The following is a 21,904-nucleotide window of genomic DNA, read 5'->3' as shown; positions in this document are numbered from 1 at the left end:
TTTCTATTCAACAAATTCACAATCTTTTACACAAGCGTTTTTATTCCGCAGCTGCTTCTTCGTTAACGGTAGATTCAGCTATCTCTGTGAGCAGACTGTCTGCGTGTTTTTCTTCTTCGAGGGTTTGTTCCAGCAGGTCTGCTGCATCGGAATGTCCCATGACGTTTGCCAGTGTACGTAGACTGCCATAAGCGGAAATTTCGTAGTGTTCCACTTTTTGGGCGGCGATGATAATGCAGGCGTCTCTTACCATCGTATCTTCCTCCGTATCTTCAACACCCTGCTGTGCTTCAGCGATAAGCCCTTCCATGGCTTCACATTTTTTACCCACCGCTCTCTTTCCCATCATGTCAAAAATGTCTTCCAGTCGGCTAACGTGGGTTTTCGTTTGCTCCAGGTGGTCACCGACAGCGGTTTTCAGTTCTTCGGAAGTAGCTGCTTTCTGCATTTTAGGCAGCGCTTTTACCAGGGCTTTTTCCGCCCAGTAGATATCTTTCAGTTCTTCCATGAACAGCTCATGAAATTTGGAATTACTCATCTGCTCCGCTGTATTGGATTTGCGAGTGGGTTTTCTGGTAGTGGAAGCTGTTTTTGCTGTTGTTCTGGACGTAGGCATAAACGTAAAAATTTAGTTGTGTGATGAAATGCTAGTTATCTGGTTTGTGTCTTTGAAACGCCTGATTGGACTGAGGATCTGCCGGTTGCCGGGGCACTTCCCTTTCGGGTAGTTCTTCCGGAATAGGCTCGGGTTTGTCGGGAGGCGGTTGCACAGGCGTTGGATTTTCCCTTCCCGGTTGTTCCTTGTCCGGCTTAGGTTCCTCGTCTGGCTGTTTTTTTCTTTCCGGGTTCATAGCTTGCTGTTTTATGGGTTAAATAACTGTTGAAAAAAAATCAAAGTTCATTCCAATGCCATAAAGGGAGGCGTCAACACACTTTTATATTCTCCGGGAACACAATACAGCAAAGGCATCCAGCTATTATCAACGCGTATCAACGACGCCAGCCGCAGCGCATATTTATAGCTCCGCATGAGCCGTAGAAATAAGTATCATACTGTGGAAATAGTTGCGCAGAGAGGACTTCAGAAAAATACGCGGCCCGGTCATCTGTTTTTAACGCATAAAATAGTATCTTGAATTGCTTACACAGTAACCACTATTGAAGAGACCAAATGCATTTTCCAGTATATAAAAAAATACGCATCGGATTTTTCATCGCCTTTACGGTTATTATAGCTGCATCCATCTTTTCCTACCTGGTGGCCAAAAACCTGCTGGACAACGCCGGCCGGCTGAATCACGCCATCGAAGTATCCAAACGGCTGGAAGTGATTACCCGGCAGCTAAAAGAAGCAGAGGCTGCCATACGGGGCTATAATCTCACTAAAGATAGTTCCTTCCTGAACCCTACCATGCAGGAAAGGAGTACGCGCATAGAAAAGGAATATCTGCTGCTGCGAAAAATCACCGCCGAGAATCCCCGGCAGCAAAGACACCTGGACACGCTGCGACAGCTGCTGACCATCAAATATGAACAGCTCATGTCCGGCAGCCAGAGGGTGACCGTGGCGCGGCAGGAAACGTCTGTAAAAGAAGGGGAGAAAGCGGCGGACCGGCTGGACCGGAAGGTGCAGGACATGATACGCATCGAGGAAAGCCAGGTGCACGAAAAATCCAAACTATTTCATTTTTTCTCGGTACTGTGGGTGCCGGTAATCTTCATCTCCTCGATCGTGGCCATCCTGATCGGTATTTATTCCTATGTGACGCTGACACGCGAATTCCGCCTCCAGCTTCACATCGAGAGCAAGATGAAATCCTATCAGCGCGATCTGCAGCAGAATATCTCCCTCCTCAATAAAACCAACCAGGAACTGGAACAGTTTGCTTACGTGGCCTCTCACGACCTACAGGAGCCGCTGCGCAAAATATCCACCTTCAGCGACCGCCTGCAGATGAAGTACCAGGAACATCTGCCACCCGATGCCATTCAGCTGATAGACCGCATGGTCTCGGCCGTGGCGCGTATGCGGGTGCTGATCAACGACCTGCTCGTGTTCTCCCGGGCCGGGCGTATCACCCCGGAGAGCATTACCAGGGTAGATATGAACGTGCTTTTACAGGAGGTGCTCACCGACCTGGAGGTAACCCTCGAAGAGAAAAAAGTGACCGTCACCTACGACAGCCTGCCTGAAATAGAAGGCAGCGATACCTCTTTCCACCAGCTATTCCAGAACATACTGGCCAACGCTATTAAGTTCGCCAGTCCCGACAGGCCGCTCGTGATCACGATCCGGCAAGAGGTGCTGACGGGCAGGGAACTGGGGTTGGTGAAAGAAAACCGGTGGGACACCCTGTTCTGCCGTATCAGTATCGCAGATAACGGCATCGGCTTCGACCCGGCCTTTGCAGAGCGCATCTTCCTTATCTTCCAGCGCCTGCACGGTATCAGCGAGTACACCGGCACCGGCATAGGGCTGGCGATCTGCAAAAAAATAGTTGACAGCCACAACGGTTTCATCTTCGCAGAGGGCGAACCCGGGCAGGGAGCCACTTTTATCGTTGTTTTACCCCTCACGCAGAACAATAAAAATGAGGATTGACATGCTTTCCTAAAAGATTAGCACTTTTCTTGCGGAGCAAAGCTCAGATAACTTTTGCCACTCTTTAACTTATCCAGATGAGCGAGCGCCCGATACAGATACTGATGATTGATGACGATGAAGATGATTTTTTCCTGGTAACGGAACTATTGCGTGATATTTCTCCCGGTCAATATACCCTGGAATGGGCGCCTACCTATCAGAAAGGCGTTGAAGCCATTGAACGGAAAGCCCACGATATTTTCCTGGTAGATTACCGGCTGGGACCACACACCGGCCTGGACATCCTCCATCACTTTCAGGAGATGCATTATAGTATGCCCGTGATTATGCTGACGGGTAAGGGCGATTATGCCATTGACCAGGAAGCCATGAAAGCCGGGGCATACGACTATCTCGTGAAAGGTGAGATCACCGCCGACCTGCTGGAACGCTCTATCCGCTACGCACTCGACGAATACAAGCACCTCCGCACCATCGAGGAAAGCGAAAGAAAATACTTTGGCATCTTTGAAAAAGCCCATGACCTGATCATCCTGGCCGACTGCGACAAAAACATCATCGATGCCAATCCGGCCGCCCTGCGACGGCTGCAGTACGCCAAAGAAGATATTCTCCGGCTGCACCTGCGCGAGCTCTTTACCTTCCAGGAGCAGAGCGAACAGTTCCTGGAGAACATCTGCAACGATGGCGTGGCGGGCACACAGGAATATGAATTCAAAACGCGCGACAATAAAAAACTGTTTGTGCTCATCAATGCAGTGATGCTGGATGAAGCAGAACAGATCTTCCTGTGTGTTATACAGGACATCACAGAGAAAAAAAGGGAAGAGCAGGAAAAACAACACCAGGAAAAATTTGTGATCACCGGTCGCATCGCCCGGGTGATCGCCCACGAGGTCAGAAACCCGCTGACCAATATCCTGCTGGCTGTCAGTCAGTTCAAAGAAGAAGATGAGGTAGTGGCCCATGACGACTCGGCGCTGTATACCGATATCATTGAAAGGAACTGCACCCGTATTAACCAGTTAATTACCGAACTGCTGGACAGTACGCGCATGATAGAGCTGCACACTGCAGAACACGGTATTAACCAACTGATTGAAAATGCGCTCCGTCTGGCGCAGGACCGTATGCAGCTGCATGAAATACGGCTCAATAAACAGCTGGTGACCCCTGATATAAAAGTAAATGCCGACGATGAAAAAGTGGTGATCGCCATTCTTAATATCATTATCAATGCTATTGAGGCCATGGCGCCCGGTAAGGGAATTCTCACCGTTACCACCCGCCGCAACCAGGACAAAGCGCAGGTACAGATCTCCGACAATGGCATCGGTATCCCGGAAGAAAAAATCTCCCGGCTGTTTGATCCGTTCTATACCAACAAAGCCAAAGGGACCGGCCTTGGTTTGACCAGCACACAAAATATCCTGTTAAATCATAAAGGAACCATTCACGTAGATAGTGAACAGGGAAAGGGAACTACTTTTACCATTACATTGCCGGCTGTTTAGTCTTCTTGTCCGCTGCCTTCAGAAAACTTGCGCTTGCGCAGGCGCGCTTCGTGTTTGCTGAGGGCGCCGCTAATCGCTTCTTCCACAGAATGCGACTCGTTCATCCTGATTTTTTTGGCTGTTTCTTCTGCCATCACATGATAGTACCTGTGCAGGATATCCAGCTCTTCTTCAGAAAGATTTTCCACATCAATCAGCCGGTTGCTGGCCAGCTTGTTCGCTGCTATCAGTTCATTCAGTTTCAGCTGGATGGACTTCGAATCTTTGTTTTGCGATTTCTGGATAATGAAAACCATCAGGAAGGTTATGATGGTAGTACCCGTGTTGATCACCAGCTGCCAGGTATCGGAGTAGTGGAATAACGGGCCGGAAACACCCCAGAGTACAATGACGCCAAGTGCCAGGAAGAAGGCCCGGGGGCTGCCGGTAGCGGCAATAACTTTGGCGGCCATGGTTTCGAAAAATCGGGTACCGGATTGTTTTTCGGATAGTGGTTTCATAGCTGCCTCATTTGTTATAAATGAGATGCAGGCAAAAAGCCTGCCTGCATCTCCATCTTTTTTAGTAGTTGATATTCAACAAACGTAATTTATTATAGAGGGTTTTTCGGTCAATATTTAACAGCTGCGCTGCTTTGGTTTTATTGTATTTTACTTCTTTGAGTACGTTGATGATTTTATTGTACTCGGCCTGCAGCGCTACTGTCTTCAGGTCGTTGTCATTAGCCATGATGGCCAGTTCACCGGTTACCTGCATTTCTTCCGGAGGCTGGGCGAACGATTCTTTCATCTCCAGCGGCAGTGCTGCCATATTAATCTCCTGCATTTCCGGTGTCAGCAGGCAGGCGCGGCGGATGATATTTTTCAGCTCACGGATGTTACCGGGCCAGTTGTACTGTTGAAAACATTTCCATACTTCCGGTGATATTTTACCACAGGATTTCTCCAGTTCCCGTTCCACCTGTTCCACAAAGGCGGTCACAAACAGCGGCAGGTCTTCCCGGCGTTCACGCAGTGGCGGAATGTAGATTGTGAATTCATTGAAGCGGTGGAAGAGGTCTTCCCGGAATTTACCACGTTGCACTGATTCCGACAGTTTTTCGTTGGACGCCACGATGATGCGTACGTCTACCGGTATTTCCTTGAGGCTGCCCACGCGGCGGATCACTTTTTCCTGTAAAACGCGAAGCATGGCCACCTGTATATCGTAAGACAGGTTTGAAATTTCATCGAGGAAAAGTGTGCCTCCCTGCGCCTGTTCGAAGGCGCCTATTTTGGTGCCGATAGCGCCGGTAAAGGCGCCTTTTTCATGGCCAAACAGTTCACTGGCAGCCAGTTCTTTAGAGAGGCTGCCGCAGTCCAGCGCCACAAATGGTTGTGATGAGCGTTTGCTGTGATGGTGTATCAAGTGCGCTACCGATTCTTTACCGGTACCGGTTTCCCCGAAGATGATCACGCTATAGTCCGTAGGCGCCACCAGTTTTATCTGGCGGATCAACTCACGGGCGCCTTCACTCTCGCCATATACATACTTATCGTTTTTCTCGCTCTGGTTACGGGACAGCAGCGTTTCGCGGGCTTCCGGGGCGCTGCCGGCATCTACCGGCTGCACAGCCAGACGTTCCTGTTCGGACTCTTTATGCGCAAAAGCTTTGTGTACCAGGTTCAGTATTTCATCCGGATACAGCGGCTTGGACAGGTAATCGTATGCGCCATTTTTCACCATTTCCACTGCCACACGTACGTCCGTATAGCCAGTGATGATAATGACGATTGTCCGCGGATTGATCTGATGGATGTCCTGCAGCAATTGTGCGCCATCCGTATCTTTCAGCCTGTAATCGCACAGTACGAGGTCAAATGTTTTTTCCTTCATCATTTTAAGCGCAGCGGCGCCTGTCATAGTGGTATCTACATTGAACCCGTGTTTGCTCAGAAATTTACTGAGGAGCGTACAGATATTAATTTCGTCATCTATAATCAGGATATTTTTCATACTTCTCTAATATGTGGTATTTGTCAACAGCTTACTTAAAATTACTAAATAAATCCCGGCTCGTGGCGGCTAGTGCCTGATGCTGCCTATCAGTTCATCGACATGTTTTACGCTGAAAGGCTTGGGTAAAAAGAAGGTAGCTCCCGCGCTCAGCGCTTTTTGTTTCTCCATCCCGTTGTCATAGGCACTAATGGTTATTACCGGTAAACCAGGGCATTCTTTTCTGATGACCGGCAATGCGTCCAGCCCCGATCCGTCCGGAAGATGGATATCCAGGAAAAGCAGGTCCGGCTGGTGGCACCGCAGGTGCAGCAGTCCTTCAGTCAGCGCATGGACGTATTTAACCTCATAGCCATGCCTGACGAGGGTCAACTGCAACAATCGACAAATGTCCGGTTCATCATCGATAATAAGGATACTCGGTCCGTTTTTTATTTCATCCGCTGAACCCGATCCGGACCGGTTCACGGTTGTCTTTTTTGGTTGTAACATATTTGTGTTTGTTCCATTGTTCCATCAAAAGACGGGCAATCAGATAGCACACCGTAGATTCGGCGCCCTGATTCTGGTTAACATTGTTACGTTCCAGTCCATCATAGCATCCGTAGGTAAGGGGATTATAGACCAATTGCTTGAGATGGTTATTCCCCAGGTACCAGCTGAAGGCGACGCGCATTTTTTCCAGGTACAAATGGTTTTTAGTGGTGTTATAAAAAGTGTCCAAAGCTAACATGGTATATGCCACTTCTATAGATTGTTCACCACCTGCTTCATTGGCAGGGGGCATATTTTTATGGTACCATGTTTTATTGCTGATGACTTTCATATAGCTATCAGTAAAGGTTTTGCCACAAAGAAACGCCAGGCTTTCTTCCGCAGTTTTGCGGTAAGCAGGCACTCCGGTCATCTGGAAAGCCAGCATCATGGCTTCGGGGAGTACGGCATTACCGTAGGTAAGGCTCGATTCAAACCATTTCCAGTCATCATCTGCTTCTGCCGTATATAATCCCTGCAATCGCGAGGCCAATTTATGGAGCAGGTCTGCGACCTGTTCGGTTTTCCGGTATTGCTGGAAATAAAAGAGTCCTTTGATGGCAAAAGCGATAGCCCTCGGGGAAGAGAGGCTGTCTATCCACCGCAGGCAGGGCCTGAAGAGAGACAGCAGTTCCTGTATCATATCGAAAGACAGGACCCGGTGGCAGGAAAGGGCGTATCCCAGCGCCCATACGGTGCGGCCGTTGGCGTCTTCCAGGTTCACGTCCTCATTCTGGCCGGTGAAGTTCCCTTCTTTGTCCACATAGTTAAGGAAGCGGCCGGACGGTTTACGGCAGGAGGCCATAAAACGGATATACTTACGGATCAGGGAATCCGCGAAGGTACTGGGTTTGATGGCGGTAGTGTACATGCAGAGCGCGATGAGTGCACGGGCATTATCGTCCAGGGTATAACCGTGGGCCGGGTCCGGCACGTCGTAACGGGCAAACTGCAGCATGCCCCGTTCATCTGTCAGCCGGTCCACATGGTCCAGGTAAGGCGCCGGCAGATTGGGCATGGTCACTTTGCTGTCATCAAGCACTTCGCTGAACATGGCCATATGTGCGATGGCCACGTTGTCCCAGATAGAGCTGCGTGTTTTTTCGATGGCGTTGCGGCTCATCGTGCGCCGCAGTTCAGGATCGCCCAGCAGCGTCATAGCTGCGCGGGCAAGCTGTTCCGCATTGTTGAAATCGATCAGGCAGCCACAGTTTTCGTCCAGCATTTCCTTTGCCTGCACAAAAGCCGTGGAAATAACGGCGCAACCTGCGCTCATGGCGTATACAAAAGTTCCGCTGACAGCCTGATGGGGATCTTTGGAGGTGAAAAGGTAAATATCCGTCAGTGACAAATAATCCAGTAAGGTCTCGAGAGAGAGATAGGTATTAACAAACCGTACATTGTTTTCCAGCTGATGTTCCTTTACCATCTCTTCCAATCGTTCGCGGTAGCGCTCTCCCTCGCGGGCTACGATGACAGGATGCGTTTTACCCAAAATAAGATAGATGGCATCGGGATATGTTCTGACGATCTCTTTCATGGCCCTGATACCCGTTTCCAGCCCTTTATTTTCACTCAGGAGGCCGAAGGTGCTGAGCACCAGCTTGTCTTCCAGATCGTATTGTTTTTTAAGGGCATTCACATCGTCGATGATATGGGCATGGGTGCCATGCGGAATATGGACGATTTTATCTGCCGGCACCTGGTATACATCACGCAGCAGATCAACCGACGAGCGGGTCATGGCAGTCACCTTGGTGGCCAGGGCGCCGATCAGGCTGACCACCTTCAGGCATTTCTGATCAGGGTAAGGCAGTACGGTATGAAAACGGACGATAAAAGGTTTGTCCAGCAGCGACAGCATGGCGAGCAGGTTATGCCCGTATTCGCCGCCGTAGAGGCCGAATTCGTGCTCAAAGCAGAGCAGGTCTATTTTACTGTTTTCATTGACCTGCTGCGCAAAAGCGATGCAGCTGTCTATATCGAAAGGATTAACGGTATACGTGACCGGAGCTTGTTTGCTCCCCCATGGTTTTCCCGATTCTTCCAGTGCACAGATTTCAATATTTAGTTTCCCGGCGAAACTTTTGTCCAGCGCGTTGATCAGGTCTTGCGCAAATGTAGCGATGCCGCACTCACGGGGCGGAAAAGATGATACAAAAAGCAAGTTTTTAGTCATTGGTCAAAAATTTAAGGCTTTCATTCACAACGGACCCATTGGGCAGTCCGGGATGTAGCTTTTCAAATATCAATCCAACGCCTGACTGCTGCGTTTTACCGGATTCATCAAACCAAAACTGTAGAAAATATTCCCCATATGTTTATCCCGCTTTTTCCCCTGTGGGGAAAATATTTTTGTCCGGCGTTTAGAAGTGATTAACATTTGAAATATCTATTTATTATTATAATTGTAAATTATTTGTTTACCTCGCCAACGGGCGGGAGGCAAACAGGCCTGTTATCAGCAGGCTGTACAACGCGAGAAAGGGCCTCAGGTGTTCACTGAAAACACATGTCACATTATGTCCGGCATACATGTTCAGCAGAAAAAAAGGCAGAACAATGCGTCATATATCTGCTACCAGGGGAGATCTGTAATGGCAGCGGCTGTTGGGGGAGGGCGGGGAACAAAGATGTTTTATTTGTAAATAATATCAATCAATATATTACTAAAAAATGAAAAAATGTATACAATTTTGTTAATTGTCCAAACTTGTTTATTTTTAAATCCATAACCATATCAGACCCAATTAACCAAAGATTAACACACTTCTTTTTTTGATTTTTTATTGTATCGGCGATTTACTTGGATCAAAATCTATCTATTCATTATAAAACCTTACCGCGCTTATGCGACATATTGCATGTACCCTCAACGTGGATGGAGTCCCCACTAAAATCAACATCCGGAAAGTAGCCAAAGAAAGAAGATTCCTGGCAATTGTAGATCAGACAGTTACAGAATACATCATTTCTGACGAGACCAATGAAGTGGAATATTATGAAGGACCTAAATTAGATGACTATCTCTTTGAGAAAATAGCTGCCCTTATCAAACAGTATTTTCCCAAAGTAAAAGCCATTGTAAAAGTGGGGGAAGATAATTATGAGGACTATGACGACTACTAGTCGTCAGTCCTCATGTCAGATAAATCCTTTTTCGAGCGAAAGGAAAGCTTCAGACGGATGCACCTGCTGCCATAATACGGCATACACCGCCTGGGCAACCGGCATTACCGCCCCTATTTCCTTGTTCATTTCATACATGCATTTGCTGGCATAATACCCTTCTGCAATCATATTCAGCTCCAGCTGGGCAGCTTTAACAGAGTAGCCTTTCCCGATCATATTTCCGAAAGTCCGGTTCCTGCTGTGCAGGGAATAACAGGTTACCAGCAGGTCGCCCAGGTAGGCGCTGGCGCTGTAGTTGTGCACCATAGGCTCGCTGCCCCGCTGCTCCGCTTTCTGTGCCTCGTATTGCTCCAGGAAAGCCTGCATCTCCCGGAAGCAGTTGGTGATATATACGCTCAGAAAATTATCGCCATATTCCAGTCCGTGCGCAATCCCCGCTCCCAGCGCATAGATATTTTTCATCACCGCTGCCAGCTGCACCCCAATCATATCTGTATTGACGATCGTCTGTAAATAGCTGCCGGTAAACTTATCAGCGATAGCCTGTGCGGCCTCCTGATGTACCCCCGAGAAAGTGAGGTACGAGAGTTTTTCATTGGCTACTTCTTCCGCATGGCAAGGCCCGGTGATCGTGAAATAATGCGCTGACGGCAGCTGGAAACGTTCCTCCAGGTACTCGTTGATCAGTTGATTATTGCCCGGTACCAATCCCTTAATGGCCGAAATCACCTTCTTCCCTTCCAGCGCCGTAGCAGGCAGCTGCTCCAGCACGTCTGTCAGGAACGCCGAAGGAACCGCCAGCACCAGCTCATCACAGGCTGCCACCACAGCACGCACATCGCTGCTGAGTGATAACAGGCTGGTATCAAAATACACAGAAGTCAGGTAATGTTTGTTATGATGACGTTGCTGCATATGCCGGATGGTATCTTCATTGCGGATCCACCAGTGGATATGCTGTCCATTGTCTGTCAGTATCTTGGCCAATGCAGTGGCCCAACTGCCACTGCCAATAATACCAATGCGATTCTCCTTGCTCACAATGCTAATTTTACGCAAGATAGGAAATCCGGCACGCAAAGGCGCTAAGCAGCAAAGGCGCTAAGAAAATAAATAAGAAAACAAAGGCGGGAGATCGATTTGATCTCCCGCCTTTGTTTTCTTATCAGTCTTAAAAAAACTTAGCGTCTTTGCTGCTTAGCGTCTTTGCGTGACTACTTGTTCTGCCCTTCAAAAAGTTTGTCTTTAGGCACCACCTTTACTTTCTTCCCGTTGTTCAGCGTGCGGGACACGGCGCTGTAAGGAGCGCTGATCACCTGGTCCCCTTCCTGTAAACCGGACAGGATCTGGATATTGGCATCGTCCTGCACACCGGTTTTTACAGGCACCATTTTCACGGTGTTGTCTTTCTGCAATACAAACACCACTTCGTTCAGCTCTGCAGCGTTCTTATTGGTATTGGTATCTTCCGGTTTTTTCTCCGCTTTCTTGGTCGAGTCAGTGTCGCGGGTAGTAACTGCATTGATGGGGATAGACAGCACGTTGTTTTCATGGCGGGTCTGTATATCCACGCTGGCGCTCATACCGGGACGGAAAGGAAATGATTTGTGACGGGCAGGATTTATCAGATCGGCATAGGATTCCGGCAGGATGCGGATATGCACAATATAGCTGGTCACCTGTTCTGCTGAAGAGGCAGTGGTAGTGGTAGCAGTAGCAGCGCCTTTGCTGGAGCTGGCGATCTGGGTCACCACCCCTTTAAAACGACGGTTGTTATAGGCGTCTACCTCGATGATGGCGGTATCACCATATTTTACTTTGGGAACGTCGTTCTCTCCTACGTCTACCTGTACTTCCATGCGGCTCAGATCAGCGATACGCAGCATTTCGGTACCGGTCATCTGGGCGGTACCTACCACGCGTTCCCCTTTCTTTACATTCAGCAGGGAAACGATACCGTTCATAGGAGCTACGATGGTGGTACGACCGAGGTTCTTATTAGCTTCTTTCAGATTGGCCTGTGCACTCTGCACGCCAAACTTGCTACTGTTGATCTGTTGCACCGCTGCGTTGTAATCCGCCTGGGAAGCAAGGAAGGTGGCTTCGCTGGTTTCAAACTCAGAGCGGGAGATCACTTTCTGGGAAAGCAATTCTTTATTACGAAGATAAGCGGCCTTATTCTGGTCAAGGCGGGCTTTGTAGGAATTGAGCGCTGCAGCTGTGTTGGCCAGCTGTGCCTGTGACTGGCTAACGGAAGCCATGGCTTTGTCTACCATAGAACCGTAGATATCTCCGTAAATACGGGCCAGTACCTGGCCTTTAGCCACAGAATCTCCTTCGAGTACTGTCAGCTCAGTAATTTCACCCGATACGTCGGAGCTTACTTTTACTTCTATTTCGGGATAAATTTTGCCACTGGCGGTCACCACCTCAATGATGTTCTTCTTTTCCGCTTTGTCTGCCGCTACATTCAGTGCTTCTTCTTTGCCGATAACACCTGCTGCTTTTAAAACAATGAGCAAAATAACAAGTAAACATATGCCCGTGATCCAAATGAGGGTCTTTTTATTCTTCTTCATAAAGCAATTTATTTCCCGGCTATCTACAGGGATATTCTCTGGTCCCGGTAGAACTCCAGTAATTTCATTTTAAAAATATAGTCGTACTGGGCCGAGACTTTATCAATCTGGGCTTTGAACAATCTGGTTTGCGTTGTGATATAATCAATGGTGTTCATTAATCCAAGGTTAAACCGCTTGGTGGCGAAGTCATACGCTTTTTGGGCGGCCATTACGCCGGTAGAGGAAGCGTTGAATTTCTGCAGGGCGGCCACTGCGTTGGCATGGGCGGTATAGATGTCCTGCCGCAGTTTCTGGTTATCAAGATCACGGCTCAGTTCTAAGTTATACACATTTACTTTTGCCTTTGCTACATTGGTTCTTTGTTGCCAGCCGCTGAACAGCGGAATGCCCAGACTCAGCCCGATATTTTTACCGAAGGTATTATCCAGCTGTTTGTTGAAAGGGATCAGCTTTCCGTCACGGTCATAGAAGTTGTTGGCGTAGCTGGTAGAGAGCCCACCCACCAGGGACAAGGTTGGGTACAGCTGTCCTTTCGCTGCACGATAGGCCCTGTCTGCACTTTTGATCCTGAGCTCATCGGATTTCACCAGCGGATAGGTGGTCAGCGCGGCGCTATACACCATTTCCGGGTCCATTTCGCCGAGAGGCGTCATCGACAGTGTGGCGATGTTCTCCGGGATTTCCGGTACAAAAGGAATCTCGAAACCGAGGTTCAGATAAGCCTTCATCTGCAAGATAGCCAAAATTACGTCATTCTTGGCGGTCACCAGATTAGTGCTGTCCTGCGCCAGTTGCGCTTCCAGGTCGGCCTGATTACTTTCCGGAACAGAGCCGGCGATCACCAGTTTTTTGGTATTTTCAAGGTTGGACAAAGTTTGTTTTGCCTGCACCTCGTTTACTTTCACCTGCTCTTCTTTCAGCAGGATCTGCAGAAATGCTGTTGCAACATTGAAAGCGAGGTCATTCCGGGCTTTTTGCAGCAGAAAGCTATTGGATTCCGCATCCAGCCTGTTAGCGGCTATCTGATTCTGTTTGGAAAACCAGTTAAACAAGTCACCTCTCATATTGAGCGAACCACTGGCATTGAAAACGGACTGATTGATATAGGCGTTATCCTGGATGCTGGCGATACGACCATCGGAATACCCTGCACTGACGTTGCCGGAGAAGCCGGGTATCATACTGAGGCGGCTTTGTTGCAGGGTAAGCTCTGCGAGCCGTTTTTGCACCTCCTGTTGTTTCACAGTGATGCTGTGTTCCATAGCATAGTCCACACAGCGTTTCAAACTCCACGTATCCTGCGCCACAGCCGGGGTTATGTTAGCAAACATGCAGAAGAACAGGAAAAATCCTGCGATTTGGGATAGTCTCATAACAGGCCAAAAATATAATAAATGTAAGGATAGTTTTCCTCGCTTCTTGATAGAAGGCAAAATTTTGTTAGGTATGGTGTCATACCCAACGCCATGCGTATACAACATAATCTTTTTTTTGGAGATTAATACTGATTAAGAACACCATCTGTCGTTATCCCTGTATATACCCGTCCCGGATCTGGATAATCCGGTTGCCGTAAGTAGCATTCAGGTCAGAATGGGTCACCTGTACAATGGTTATTTTATCCTGGTCATTGAGTTGTTTAAAAAGTTCCATGATCACCTTCGCCTGGTCCGAATGCAGGTTGCCGGTAGGTTCGTCTGCCAGTATCACCCTCGGTTCAGCCACGATGGCGCGGGCGATACCCACCAGCTGCTGCTGGCCGCCGGAGAGCTGATTGGGGAAAAGGTCTTTTTTGGCCACCATATTAAACCGGTCCAGCACATCCGCCACCTTGCTCTTTCTTTCAGAACCGGAAAGGTTTTTATATAGCAGCGGGGTCTCAATGTTTTCGTAAACGGTCAGCTCATCGATCAGGTGATAAGCCTGAAACACAAAACCAATGGCACCGCGGTGCAACTGCGTCCGCTTTTTCTCGTTCATTTTGTCTACCCGTTCTCCCTGAAAGAGATATTGCCCGGCAGAAGGTTCTTCCAGCAGCCCCAGAATATGCAGCAAGGTTGATTTACCAGATCCGGAAGGGCCCATAATGGACACGAATTCGCCTTCCCTGATCGTCAGGTCGACGTCTTTCAGGATCTCGTTTTTACCAAATCCTACCGGGTAATGCTTGGATATTTTCTGCAGTTCTATCATGATAACTTTTTTTTGAAATTTAGACTTGCTTACAATTTTCCGGTGAAGCAATATAAGTTCATTTCACCGGATCTTTTTATTCAGTTTTTAAAGTATGGACCGGATTACTAAGGGCTGCCCGCACTGTCTTCAGGCTCATGGCGCCCAGGGCCATGAGGACCATGATTACGCCACCGGCAGCGAACACCCACCAGGTAAGACCGGTACGGTAAACAAAAGATTGCAGCCATTGGCTCATCACCCACCACGACAAGGGGATGGCCAGCAGGAACGCCACCAGTACCGGCTTCATAAAGTCGGTCGTCAGCATACGGACTACCTGCCACACGGTGGCCCCCAGCACCTTGCGGATACCTATTTCTTTGGTGCGCTGGTCGGTGGTAAAAATAACCAGGCCTAACAATCCGAGGATACTGATAAAAATAGCCAGACCGGCGCACCAATTCAACAGGTTGCTCATCCGCTGCTCCTGCCTGTACATATTTGCGACGGTTTTATCGAGGAACTCATAGCTGAATTCCTCCCGCGGATAAATATCCTTCCAGGCTTTCTCTATACCGGCGATAGCGTTTTTCCAGACTACGCCATCTTCACCGGGACTGCGCAGCCGCACATGCAACACCCGGTGCCGTTTCAGCGCTTCGCTGCCAATGGCCATGGCGGGGATCTCACTGCGTACGCTGGCCGCACTGAAGTTGGCCACCACCCCCACCACCGGATGTCCTTCTATCACCTGTCCGATGGCATCCTGCGGCCTTTTAAAGCCAAAAGCCGCCACCGCTTTCTCATTCAGCAGCCACTCGCGCACAGAATCCGTGGTGGCAATGTTCCTGCCTGCCAGCAAACGAAGCTGGTACAGCGGAAGGTAGTTACTGTCGCCATAACGCACTTCGACTGTCTTATCTACTTCCTGACGGCCATTGTTGTACTTCAAAATAGTGGATTCCGTACCGCTGATAACCGGTGTGTTGGCCGACAGGCTGACCATATCCACTTCCGGCAGGGAAGCTACCCGCGCCTCCAGCTGCCTGCGTTTGGACTGGTCGGGGTCGCGCCGCGGCGTGTTAACGCTGAGAATGGCGTTTTTCCGGAAGCCCAGGTCTTTATTCAGGGAAAAATTAATTTGTTTGCCGACAATCAGCGTGGCGATGACAAAAAACTGCGCTACGGTGAATTGTACCGCCGTCAATGTCTGCCGAACCCACACTTTTCCGCCGCGATGCCCTGTATTGGACTTCAGCACGACTACCGGCTGGAACCGCGACAGCACATAGGCCGGGTAAATTCCGGCGATGAGCGCCACCCCTGCCGCCAGCAGGAATAAAAACGACAGCACCGGCGCCGTATACAATTGTGCCACGGGCAGATCGTCCGGCAGGAAAGCATGGAAACTGACGATCAGCAACGGTGCCAGCAACAACGCCAGAACAGCTGCCAGCAGTGTAAGAATCATCGTTTCCCCGAGGAACTGTTTGATCAGCTGCCCGGTGGTGCCGCCGATCGCTTTCCGGATACCGGTTTCTTTCGCCCTGCGGGAGGCCTGCGCTGTTGTCAGGTTCACAAAATTAATGACCGCCAGCCCCAGTAAAGCCACGGCTATCATGGAAAGAATATCGAGCTGCTTTCTGCTCGCGGTGCGGCGGTAGGCCTCGAAGCCGGTGTCGAAATGCAGATCGCTCAGCGGATGCAGCGACAGCTCCGTCGTAAAATCCTTTGTGTCGTGTTGCGATATATACTTATCCAGTATAGCGATCGCATCCTGCGGCCTGGCGGCGGGACGGAGTTTAACCAGCAACTGGGTGGAAGAGCTGATGCTCTGCCAGTTGTCGCCCAGGTAAATTTCCTTTAACGTGGCATTGGTTTGCAGCGTAGGCAGCGAAATCATCTCCCTGAACCAGAAATCTGTATCGTAAGCCAGGTCTTTCACCACACCGGTGACCGTAACCCTGATGCTGTCATCGTAAAGGACCTGCTTTCCCAGCACCTGCGCTACCGGCGTGTTAGGGAAATAAACGCGGGCGCGCTCCTGCGTAAGCACTACTGACAGCGGCTGCGATAAAGCGGTGGCCGCATCTCCGCCGAGCCACTCGTATCCCAGCATGTCCATATATCCCTTGTCCGCAAAAATGACGTCTTCTTTGTTCTTAAAGTCTTTGCCTTCAACGGTAATACGGGCAGTCGTATTATTGATAAAAAAATCCACCGCCTTTTCTACCTGCGGCACATTCTCTTTCGCCACCGTTATAACGGGAACGGGCACACCGTTATTCTTGATACTGTCTCCTGAAAAACTGATCGTAGACACTACCCGGAAAATACGGTCCTTATCGGCGACCGCTTTGTTGAACCCCGATTCGTAAAATACAACGAGATATACCACCAGTGCAGCGCTGATACCTGTCACCAATCCCATGATATTCAACAGGGAGAAGACTTTATTACGCCATATATTCCTGATGGCTACAAGAAAATAGTTTCTAAGCATCACTTTCTTTTTTTACTCTGCCCTGAGGCTTTTTACAGGATTCATGGTGGCTGTTTTCAACGACTGCAGGCTGACCGTCAGCAGGGCTACCACGATGGCCAGCGCGCCGGCTGCCACAAAAAGCCACATGCTCAGGGAAGCATGGTAGGCAAAAGCATTCAGCCAGTTATGGCCTGCATACCAGGCTATAGGCACAGCCAGCACCAATGCTATCACCACCAGCCTGATAAAGTCTTTCGACAACATGGCCACCACATTGGTCACGGAGGCGCCCAATACTTTACGGATACCTATTTCCCGCGTACGTTGCTGCGTTGTCAACGCGGCCAGTCCCAGTAAACCCAGGCAGGACACTATCATTACCAGTGTGGCGAAAACACCCAGCACAGCGCCCACCCGGTACTCTGATTTATACATCCGGTTGAAGTCGTCGTCCAGGAAATGATAATCAAACGGTGTTGCCGGCTGCACTTCTTTCCAAAGCGCTCCGATAGCGGCAATCACTTGTTGTTTGTCACTTCCGCCTGTTTTTATATAGATCTGCTGGAACCAGTCGTATTCAGGAAATACCACGATAGGCTCAATTTTGCTTTTCATGGAAGTAAAGTGGAAATCTTTCATCACACCTTTTACGGTCCCCTGGCGTCCGTTGAGCATCATCCGTTTGCCTACAGCGGCTTCCGGCGTCCATCCAAGCTTTTTGACTGCTGTCTCGTTCAGGAAAAAATGATATGCCCGTTCTTCGGAAGGTTCTTTCAGGATGTCAGCAATATCGGCATGCGTCAGGTCTTCTCCGGACAACAGGTTGATGCCCAGCGTTTTCAAATAGTCTTTTTCTATTGGCAGCGCGTTGATGTTAAGCGCATAAGACGCCGGTCTGCCTTCAATATGGTCTATGCTGTAGCCGCCCTGGATATCTACCGGCGATTCGGCCGAAGCGGTAACATGTGTCACCCCGGAAAGTTGCAGCAGACGTCCCTTAAAAGCTTCCAGCACCTGCGCATCAGCTTTGAAGCCGTTGAGCGCCAATACCTCCGAGCGGTCCAGGCCCAGTTTTTTATGCTGTATATATTGCATCTGCTGCTGTACCACCAGTGTACAGATGATGAAGAAAATAGAAGCTGCAAACTGGAACACCACCAGCGACTGACGGATACCGCGGCCCTGGGGCGTGGCGGTCTGCGATCCTTTCAACACCTGCACCGGTCTGAAGCCGGACAGGAACAACGCAGGGTAAATTCCCGTCACGAAGGAAACAAGGAAGAAAACGATCACCAGTACCAGGTAGAGGCGGTAACCACTGGTGCCGCCCATCTGCAAGTGTACGTCCGCCAGCTGGTTGAAAGCAGGCAGCAGCAGTTTAGCCAGCAACAGCCCGATGCCTAACGCAATGCCGGTCAGCAGTGCAGACTCCATCATAAACTGCCAGAAAAGCTGCCCCCGCTGCGCGCCCAGCGCCTTACGCACCCCTACTTCCCGGCTTCGTTCGGTAGACCGTGCCGTGGCCAGGTTCATGAAGTTAACACAGGCGATGACCAACAGCATTCCACCTATCAGCGCGAAAATATAATTGTAGCGCATATCTCCTTTTTCTTCGGTGACGTCAGCTGCTACAGAGTGCAGGTGGATGTCTGCCATACGTTCCGGCACAAAGTTCAGCGAAGCGCCGCTGTTAAGCTCTTCATCGCTGAGCTGCTGCCGTGCCAGCGCGGTGAGGCTCGCCTGGAGACTCTCCAGCTGCGCCGGGTGCTGCACCTGCACGTAAGTATAATAGTTAGCCGAACCCCAGTATTCTTTCAGCTGCAACGTACTATAGCTGGCCACAAAATCGAACTTGAGATGTGTATTGGAAGGAGCATCTGCCGCAACGCCTGTCACCTGGTAAGAACGTTTACCATTGATCAGCAGTATCTTACCCACAGGATCGGTATCTCCGAAATATTTTTTTGCCATAGACGCTGATATCACCACCATATCGGGGCCACTCAGTACCGTTGCGGCATTACCGGATTTCAGCGGAAAAGAAAACAGCTGAAAAAAAGGTGCATCGGCATAAAGGAACCGCTTTTCGTTCCAGTTTTTGTCTTCATACCGGATGCTTACATCGCGGTGGTACACACGTACAACCTTTTCTATCTCAGGCTGGTCTTTAATGGCCGTCGCCAGGATATTGGGGGTCAGGGCCGTCTGAACCGGTTTCTCTCCTTTCTCGCCATAGTCCATACGCAAGCGGTACAACTCCGTCACGTTTTTATACCACCGGTCATACGTCCATTCATTTTCCAGGTATAGGGATAATAATATAAAACAAGCGATAGCCGTAGCCAGTCCGAAAACATTGATACCTGCATATAACTTGCGTTTGAGCAGGTTCTTAACAGCTATCTTAAAATAGTTTTTCCACATCGGGCATTTGTTTATAATCAGTTAATCGTTAGTCTACTTTCAGGCTTTCTACCGGGTTGGCCAGCGCAGCTTTGACAGCTTGCAGGCTGGTAGTCGCCAGGGCAATCAGCACAGCCAACCCGCAAACACCGGCAAACATCCACCACTGGATTTCCACATGAAGTGCAAACCCGTTCAGCCACCGCTGCATCAGGTACCAGGAGACGGGCGTTGCCGCCAGTACGGCTATGAGTACCAGTTTCAGGAAATCTTTCGACAACAGCATCACGATACTGCTCACAGAAGCACCCAGCACTTTGCGGATACCTACTTCCTTACGGCGCTGCGCCATCACCAGCACGGCGATGGCAAACAATCCCATGCAGGAGATAAGGATGGCCAGTACCGCGCCACTCATGAAGATTTTTGAGAAACGGGCCTCCTGCCGATAGAGCCGGTCTGTGTTTTCGTCGAGGAAACTGGGGTCGCTCTTTGTCAGCGGATCTATTTCTTTCCAGATAGCGCTGATACGGTCCATGGTAGCCGCCGGATGGTTAGTATTTACTTTTACAAAGAGATAACTCTTCCGCGCCGATGCCGATATGGACAACATCAGGGGTTCTATCTTTTTACGCAGCGATTCAAAGTGATAGTCTTTTACCACGCCAATCACATGATAGTCATTACCGTTGGCGTTATATACAATATTCAGCGGGTCTTTCTCTCCCAGCTGTTTAGCCATCTGCTCGTTGATCACCACGCCGGTAGTGTCGGCGCCATACTGACGGGAAAAATCGCGGCCGGCGAGCAACGTCAGGCCTAACGTTTTAGCATAATCGTAATCTACCACCATCGCCTGGGTATTGACGTGATTGCCTTTGTAATCAAAGCCGAGTGTCCAGTTGCCGGAAGATCCGTCTTTACCGATGCCCAGGTTCAGGGTGCTGGCGGTAATGCTCTCCACCGAAGGTTCAGATGCCAGCCTGTTACGTATCGCCGTCAGTGCCTGCTGCGGGGCATTTCCAACAGGAATACTGATCACCTGCGTAGTATTGTATCCTAACGGCGTGGCACGTATGAAATTGAGCTGCTGCCAGATAATAACAGTACAGCTGATCAGCAGGGCCGCCACCATAAACTGGAAAACAATCAGGCCGTTACGCACGCCGCCGCTCCCGCTCAGGTTCAGCTTTCCCTTCAGCACCTGTATGATATTTACCCTGGCTATCTTCCACGCCGGATAACCACCGGCCAGCAGCGTTATCCCAAAGAAAGTAGCGGCAGTGCCCAATATCAGCCATCCGTTCTGGAAGAGGCGGAAACTCAGGTCATGTTTGAAAGTGGCATTGTAGTAGGGCAACAGCAGCGTGGCCAGCAACAGGCTTAGCAGCAACGAAATAAAACACAGCAGGAAGGCTTCGCTCCAAAACTGCAGCATCAGCTGCCTGTCCATGGCGCCCAGCGCTTTCCTCAGCCCTATCTCACTGCCACGGGTAAACGATCTGGCGATAGACAGGTTGATAAAATTAACACAGGCAATACCGGTGATCAGGCAGGCCAGCATCAGCATCATCCAGGGATAAAAGGGATTCAGTCCGGTACCAAAAACGCTGTAGGGAGAAAGATGCAGGTCTTTCAGCGGTATTGTCCGGATACGCAGGAACTCCCCGTCTTCATCAGGCGTTCCCCCCATGCCCGTCAGGTCCTTGATGAGGTCTCCCATATATTTGTGCGCTACCGGCACCAGGTCTTTACGTAGTGTGGCCATTGAAACAGCAGGCGCCACTTCCAGCATAACAGGATAAGAGGAAGTATGCCAGTCGTTACGGATCGCTGCATAGTCTTCTACGTTCTCAAACCTTATCAGTGCTTCAAAAGAAATCGAGGAGTTGTCTGGTATGTTGTCCGCTACCGCTGAAACGACGAAAGGTTTCCACTGATCTCCGATATTTATCTCCACCGTTTTGCCGATAGGGTCATCCTGGCTAAAAAGCGATGCGGCAGCCCCCTGGGTAAGCACCAACTGGTCCAGCCGGTCCAGCGCGGTATGAGCGTTCCCCTTCTGCAAAGGGAAGGAAAACATCTGCAGGTAGTCAGGATCCGTCATCTGCACATCGAGATAGATACTTTTATCTTTGTACCGTACGAACAAGTTATCGCCTCCGATACGGGTAACATGTTTTACACCCGGCACTTCTTTCCGTAGCACTCCGGCCATAGGTTCCGAAAAGCTTTTGGAGATGTGTGTGCCGTTTGTTCGATGATCTTCCCGGTACAGCTGATAGATATGATCCCTTTTTTGTTGAAAATCATCATAACTCCACTCCTTGTAGGCGGTAAGGGATAGCAGCAGCGCCGCACAGATAGCGATACTCATGCCGGCCACGTTTACTGCAGCAAATACCTTCTGCTTCCATAAATTCCGCCAGGCAATCCTGAGATAGCTTGTAAACATGAGACATCGTTGGTTTAAAAGTTA

At 49.6% G+C, this 21,904-nt stretch carries 16 protein-coding genes; 3 read left to right on the top strand and 13 right to left on the bottom strand.

The genetic code is table 11. The annotated features are described in order from the left end of the window. Nucleotides 1-40: 40 nt before the first annotated feature. Nucleotides 41-616: a YciE/YciF ferroxidase family protein gene (locus tag B5D63_RS16720; protein WP_078669914.1), complete on the bottom strand. Its 576-nt coding sequence runs from the start codon at nucleotides 614-616 to the stop codon at nucleotides 41-43. Nucleotides 617-647: 31 nt separating this feature from the next. After that, nucleotides 648-851: a hypothetical protein gene (locus tag B5D63_RS16715; RefSeq protein WP_078669913.1), complete on the bottom strand. Its 204-nt coding sequence runs from the start codon at nucleotides 849-851 to the stop codon at nucleotides 648-650. Nucleotides 852-1,171: 320 nt separating this feature from the next. On the opposite strand from B5D63_RS16715, the gene B5D63_RS16710 reads away from it, so the two are divergent. Both B5D63_RS16710 and B5D63_RS16705 read left to right on the top strand, forming a co-directional pair. Next, on the top strand, nucleotides 1,172-2,602 hold the full coding sequence (locus tag B5D63_RS16710; protein WP_078669912.1) for a sensor histidine kinase: 1,431 nt from the start codon (nucleotides 1,172-1,174) through the stop codon (nucleotides 2,600-2,602). Nucleotides 2,603-2,679: 77 nt separating this feature from the next. Next, nucleotides 2,680-4,119, top strand: coding sequence for a hybrid sensor histidine kinase/response regulator (locus B5D63_RS16705; RefSeq protein WP_078669911.1), 1,440 nt, complete (start codon nucleotides 2,680-2,682; stop codon nucleotides 4,117-4,119). Here B5D63_RS16705 and B5D63_RS16700 read toward each other — a convergent pair. From B5D63_RS16700 to B5D63_RS16685, 4 genes are all read right to left on the bottom strand, one after another. Then, nucleotides 4,116-4,619, bottom strand: a complete 504-nt coding sequence (locus tag B5D63_RS16700; protein ID WP_078669910.1) for a low affinity iron permease family protein — start codon at nucleotides 4,617-4,619, stop codon at nucleotides 4,116-4,118. The two genes, B5D63_RS16705 and B5D63_RS16700, sit on opposite strands and share 4 nt — an antisense overlap. Nucleotides 4,620-4,680: 61 nt before the next feature. Next, nucleotides 4,681-6,114, bottom strand: a complete 1,434-nt coding sequence (locus tag B5D63_RS16695) for a sigma-54-dependent transcriptional regulator (protein WP_078669909.1) — start codon at nucleotides 6,112-6,114, stop codon at nucleotides 4,681-4,683. Nucleotides 6,115-6,183: 69 nt separating this feature from the next. Continuing rightward, a complete protein-coding gene (locus B5D63_RS16690) occupies nucleotides 6,184-6,606 on the bottom strand; it encodes a response regulator (protein ID WP_078669908.1) in 423 nt (140 codons plus the stop codon). Then, a complete protein-coding gene (locus B5D63_RS16685) occupies nucleotides 6,551-8,827 on the bottom strand; it encodes a glycosyltransferase (RefSeq protein WP_078669907.1) in 2,277 nt (758 codons plus the stop codon). The genes B5D63_RS16690 and B5D63_RS16685 overlap by 56 nt, the downstream gene beginning before the upstream one ends. A 671-nt stretch (nucleotides 8,828-9,498) precedes the next feature. On the opposite strand from B5D63_RS16685, the gene B5D63_RS16680 reads away from it, so the two are divergent. Next, entirely contained in the window at nucleotides 9,499-9,777 is a 279-nt protein-coding gene (locus B5D63_RS16680) for a hypothetical protein (protein ID WP_078669906.1), read from the top strand. 15 nt (nucleotides 9,778-9,792) lie between these two features. Here the strand turns inward: B5D63_RS16680 and B5D63_RS16675 are convergent, their stop codons facing one another. From B5D63_RS16675 to B5D63_RS16645, 7 genes are all read right to left on the bottom strand, one after another. Next, nucleotides 9,793-10,821 (bottom strand): NAD(P)H-dependent glycerol-3-phosphate dehydrogenase, encoded by a 1,029-nt coding sequence (locus tag B5D63_RS16675; RefSeq protein ID WP_200817011.1) that lies wholly within the window; start codon nucleotides 10,819-10,821, stop codon nucleotides 9,793-9,795. Between the two features lie 173 nt (nucleotides 10,822-10,994). Beyond that, entirely contained in the window at nucleotides 10,995-12,359 is a 1,365-nt protein-coding gene (locus B5D63_RS16670; RefSeq protein WP_078669905.1) for an efflux RND transporter periplasmic adaptor subunit, read from the bottom strand. A gap of 23 nt (nucleotides 12,360-12,382) precedes the next feature. Then, complete coding sequence (locus B5D63_RS16665) at nucleotides 12,383-13,735, bottom strand: TolC family protein (protein ID WP_159456053.1); 1,353 nt, start codon at nucleotides 13,733-13,735, stop codon at nucleotides 12,383-12,385. Between the two features lie 154 nt (nucleotides 13,736-13,889). Next, nucleotides 13,890-14,555, bottom strand: a complete 666-nt coding sequence (locus B5D63_RS16660) for an ABC transporter ATP-binding protein (RefSeq protein ID WP_078670345.1) — start codon at nucleotides 14,553-14,555, stop codon at nucleotides 13,890-13,892. 76 nt (nucleotides 14,556-14,631) lie between these two features. Then, a complete protein-coding gene (locus tag B5D63_RS16655; protein ID WP_078669903.1) occupies nucleotides 14,632-17,040 on the bottom strand; it encodes an ABC transporter permease in 2,409 nt (802 codons plus the stop codon). A 12-nt stretch (nucleotides 17,041-17,052) separates the two neighbouring features. After that, on the bottom strand, nucleotides 17,053-19,446 hold the full coding sequence (locus tag B5D63_RS16650; protein ID WP_078669902.1) for an ABC transporter permease: 2,394 nt from the start codon (nucleotides 19,444-19,446) through the stop codon (nucleotides 17,053-17,055). A 28-nt stretch (nucleotides 19,447-19,474) separates the two neighbouring features. Continuing rightward, a complete protein-coding gene (locus tag B5D63_RS16645; RefSeq protein ID WP_078669901.1) occupies nucleotides 19,475-21,880 on the bottom strand; it encodes an ABC transporter permease in 2,406 nt (801 codons plus the stop codon). Nucleotides 21,881-21,904: the final 24 nt, after the last annotated feature.

It is taken from the genome of Chitinophaga eiseniae, from assembly GCF_900167135.1.
Lineage (GTDB): Bacteria > Bacteroidota > Bacteroidia > Chitinophagales > Chitinophagaceae > Chitinophaga > Chitinophaga eiseniae.
Note: the sequence above shows the minus strand (reverse complement) of the source record. Positions and strands in the feature narration are given on the sequence as shown.

What these genes read in the sequence shown, in the direction of transcription:
- B5D63_RS16655 (WP_078669903.1), bottom strand. Translation starts at nt 17,040, where the DNA reads ATGCTTAGAAACTATTTTCTTGTAGCCATCAGGAATATATGGCGTAAT.
- B5D63_RS16695 (WP_078669909.1), bottom strand. Translation starts at nt 6,114, where the DNA reads ATGAAAAATATCCTGATTATAGATGACGAAATTAATATCTGTACGCTC.
- B5D63_RS16645 (WP_078669901.1), bottom strand. Translation starts at nt 21,880, where the DNA reads ATGTTTACAAGCTATCTCAGGATTGCCTGGCGGAATTTATGGAAGCAG.
- B5D63_RS16720 (WP_078669914.1), bottom strand. Translation starts at nt 616, where the DNA reads ATGCCTACGTCCAGAACAACAGCAAAAACAGCTTCCACTACCAGAAAA.
- B5D63_RS16650 (WP_078669902.1), bottom strand. Translation starts at nt 19,446, where the DNA reads ATGTGGAAAAACTATTTTAAGATAGCTGTTAAGAACCTGCTCAAACGC.
- B5D63_RS16685 (WP_078669907.1), bottom strand. Translation starts at nt 8,827, where the DNA reads ATGACTAAAAACTTGCTTTTTGTATCATCTTTTCCGCCCCGTGAGTGC.
- B5D63_RS16710 (WP_078669912.1), top strand. Translation starts at nt 1,172, where the DNA reads ATGCATTTTCCAGTATATAAAAAAATACGCATCGGATTTTTCATCGCC.
- B5D63_RS16700 (WP_078669910.1), bottom strand. Translation starts at nt 4,619, where the DNA reads ATGAAACCACTATCCGAAAAACAATCCGGTACCCGATTTTTCGAAACC.
- B5D63_RS16665 (WP_159456053.1), bottom strand. Translation starts at nt 13,735, where the DNA reads ATGAGACTATCCCAAATCGCAGGATTTTTCCTGTTCTTCTGCATGTTT.
- B5D63_RS16660 (WP_078670345.1), bottom strand. Translation starts at nt 14,555, where the DNA reads ATGATAGAACTGCAGAAAATATCCAAGCATTACCCGGTAGGATTTGGT.
- B5D63_RS16680 (WP_078669906.1), top strand. Translation starts at nt 9,499, where the DNA reads ATGCGACATATTGCATGTACCCTCAACGTGGATGGAGTCCCCACTAAA.
- B5D63_RS16705 (WP_078669911.1), top strand. Translation starts at nt 2,680, where the DNA reads ATGAGCGAGCGCCCGATACAGATACTGATGATTGATGACGATGAAGAT.
- B5D63_RS16670 (WP_078669905.1), bottom strand. Translation starts at nt 12,359, where the DNA reads ATGAAGAAGAATAAAAAGACCCTCATTTGGATCACGGGCATATGTTTA.
- B5D63_RS16715 (WP_078669913.1), bottom strand. Translation starts at nt 851, where the DNA reads ATGAACCCGGAAAGAAAAAAACAGCCAGACGAGGAACCTAAGCCGGAC.
- B5D63_RS16690 (WP_078669908.1), bottom strand. Translation starts at nt 6,606, where the DNA reads ATGTTACAACCAAAAAAGACAACCGTGAACCGGTCCGGATCGGGTTCA.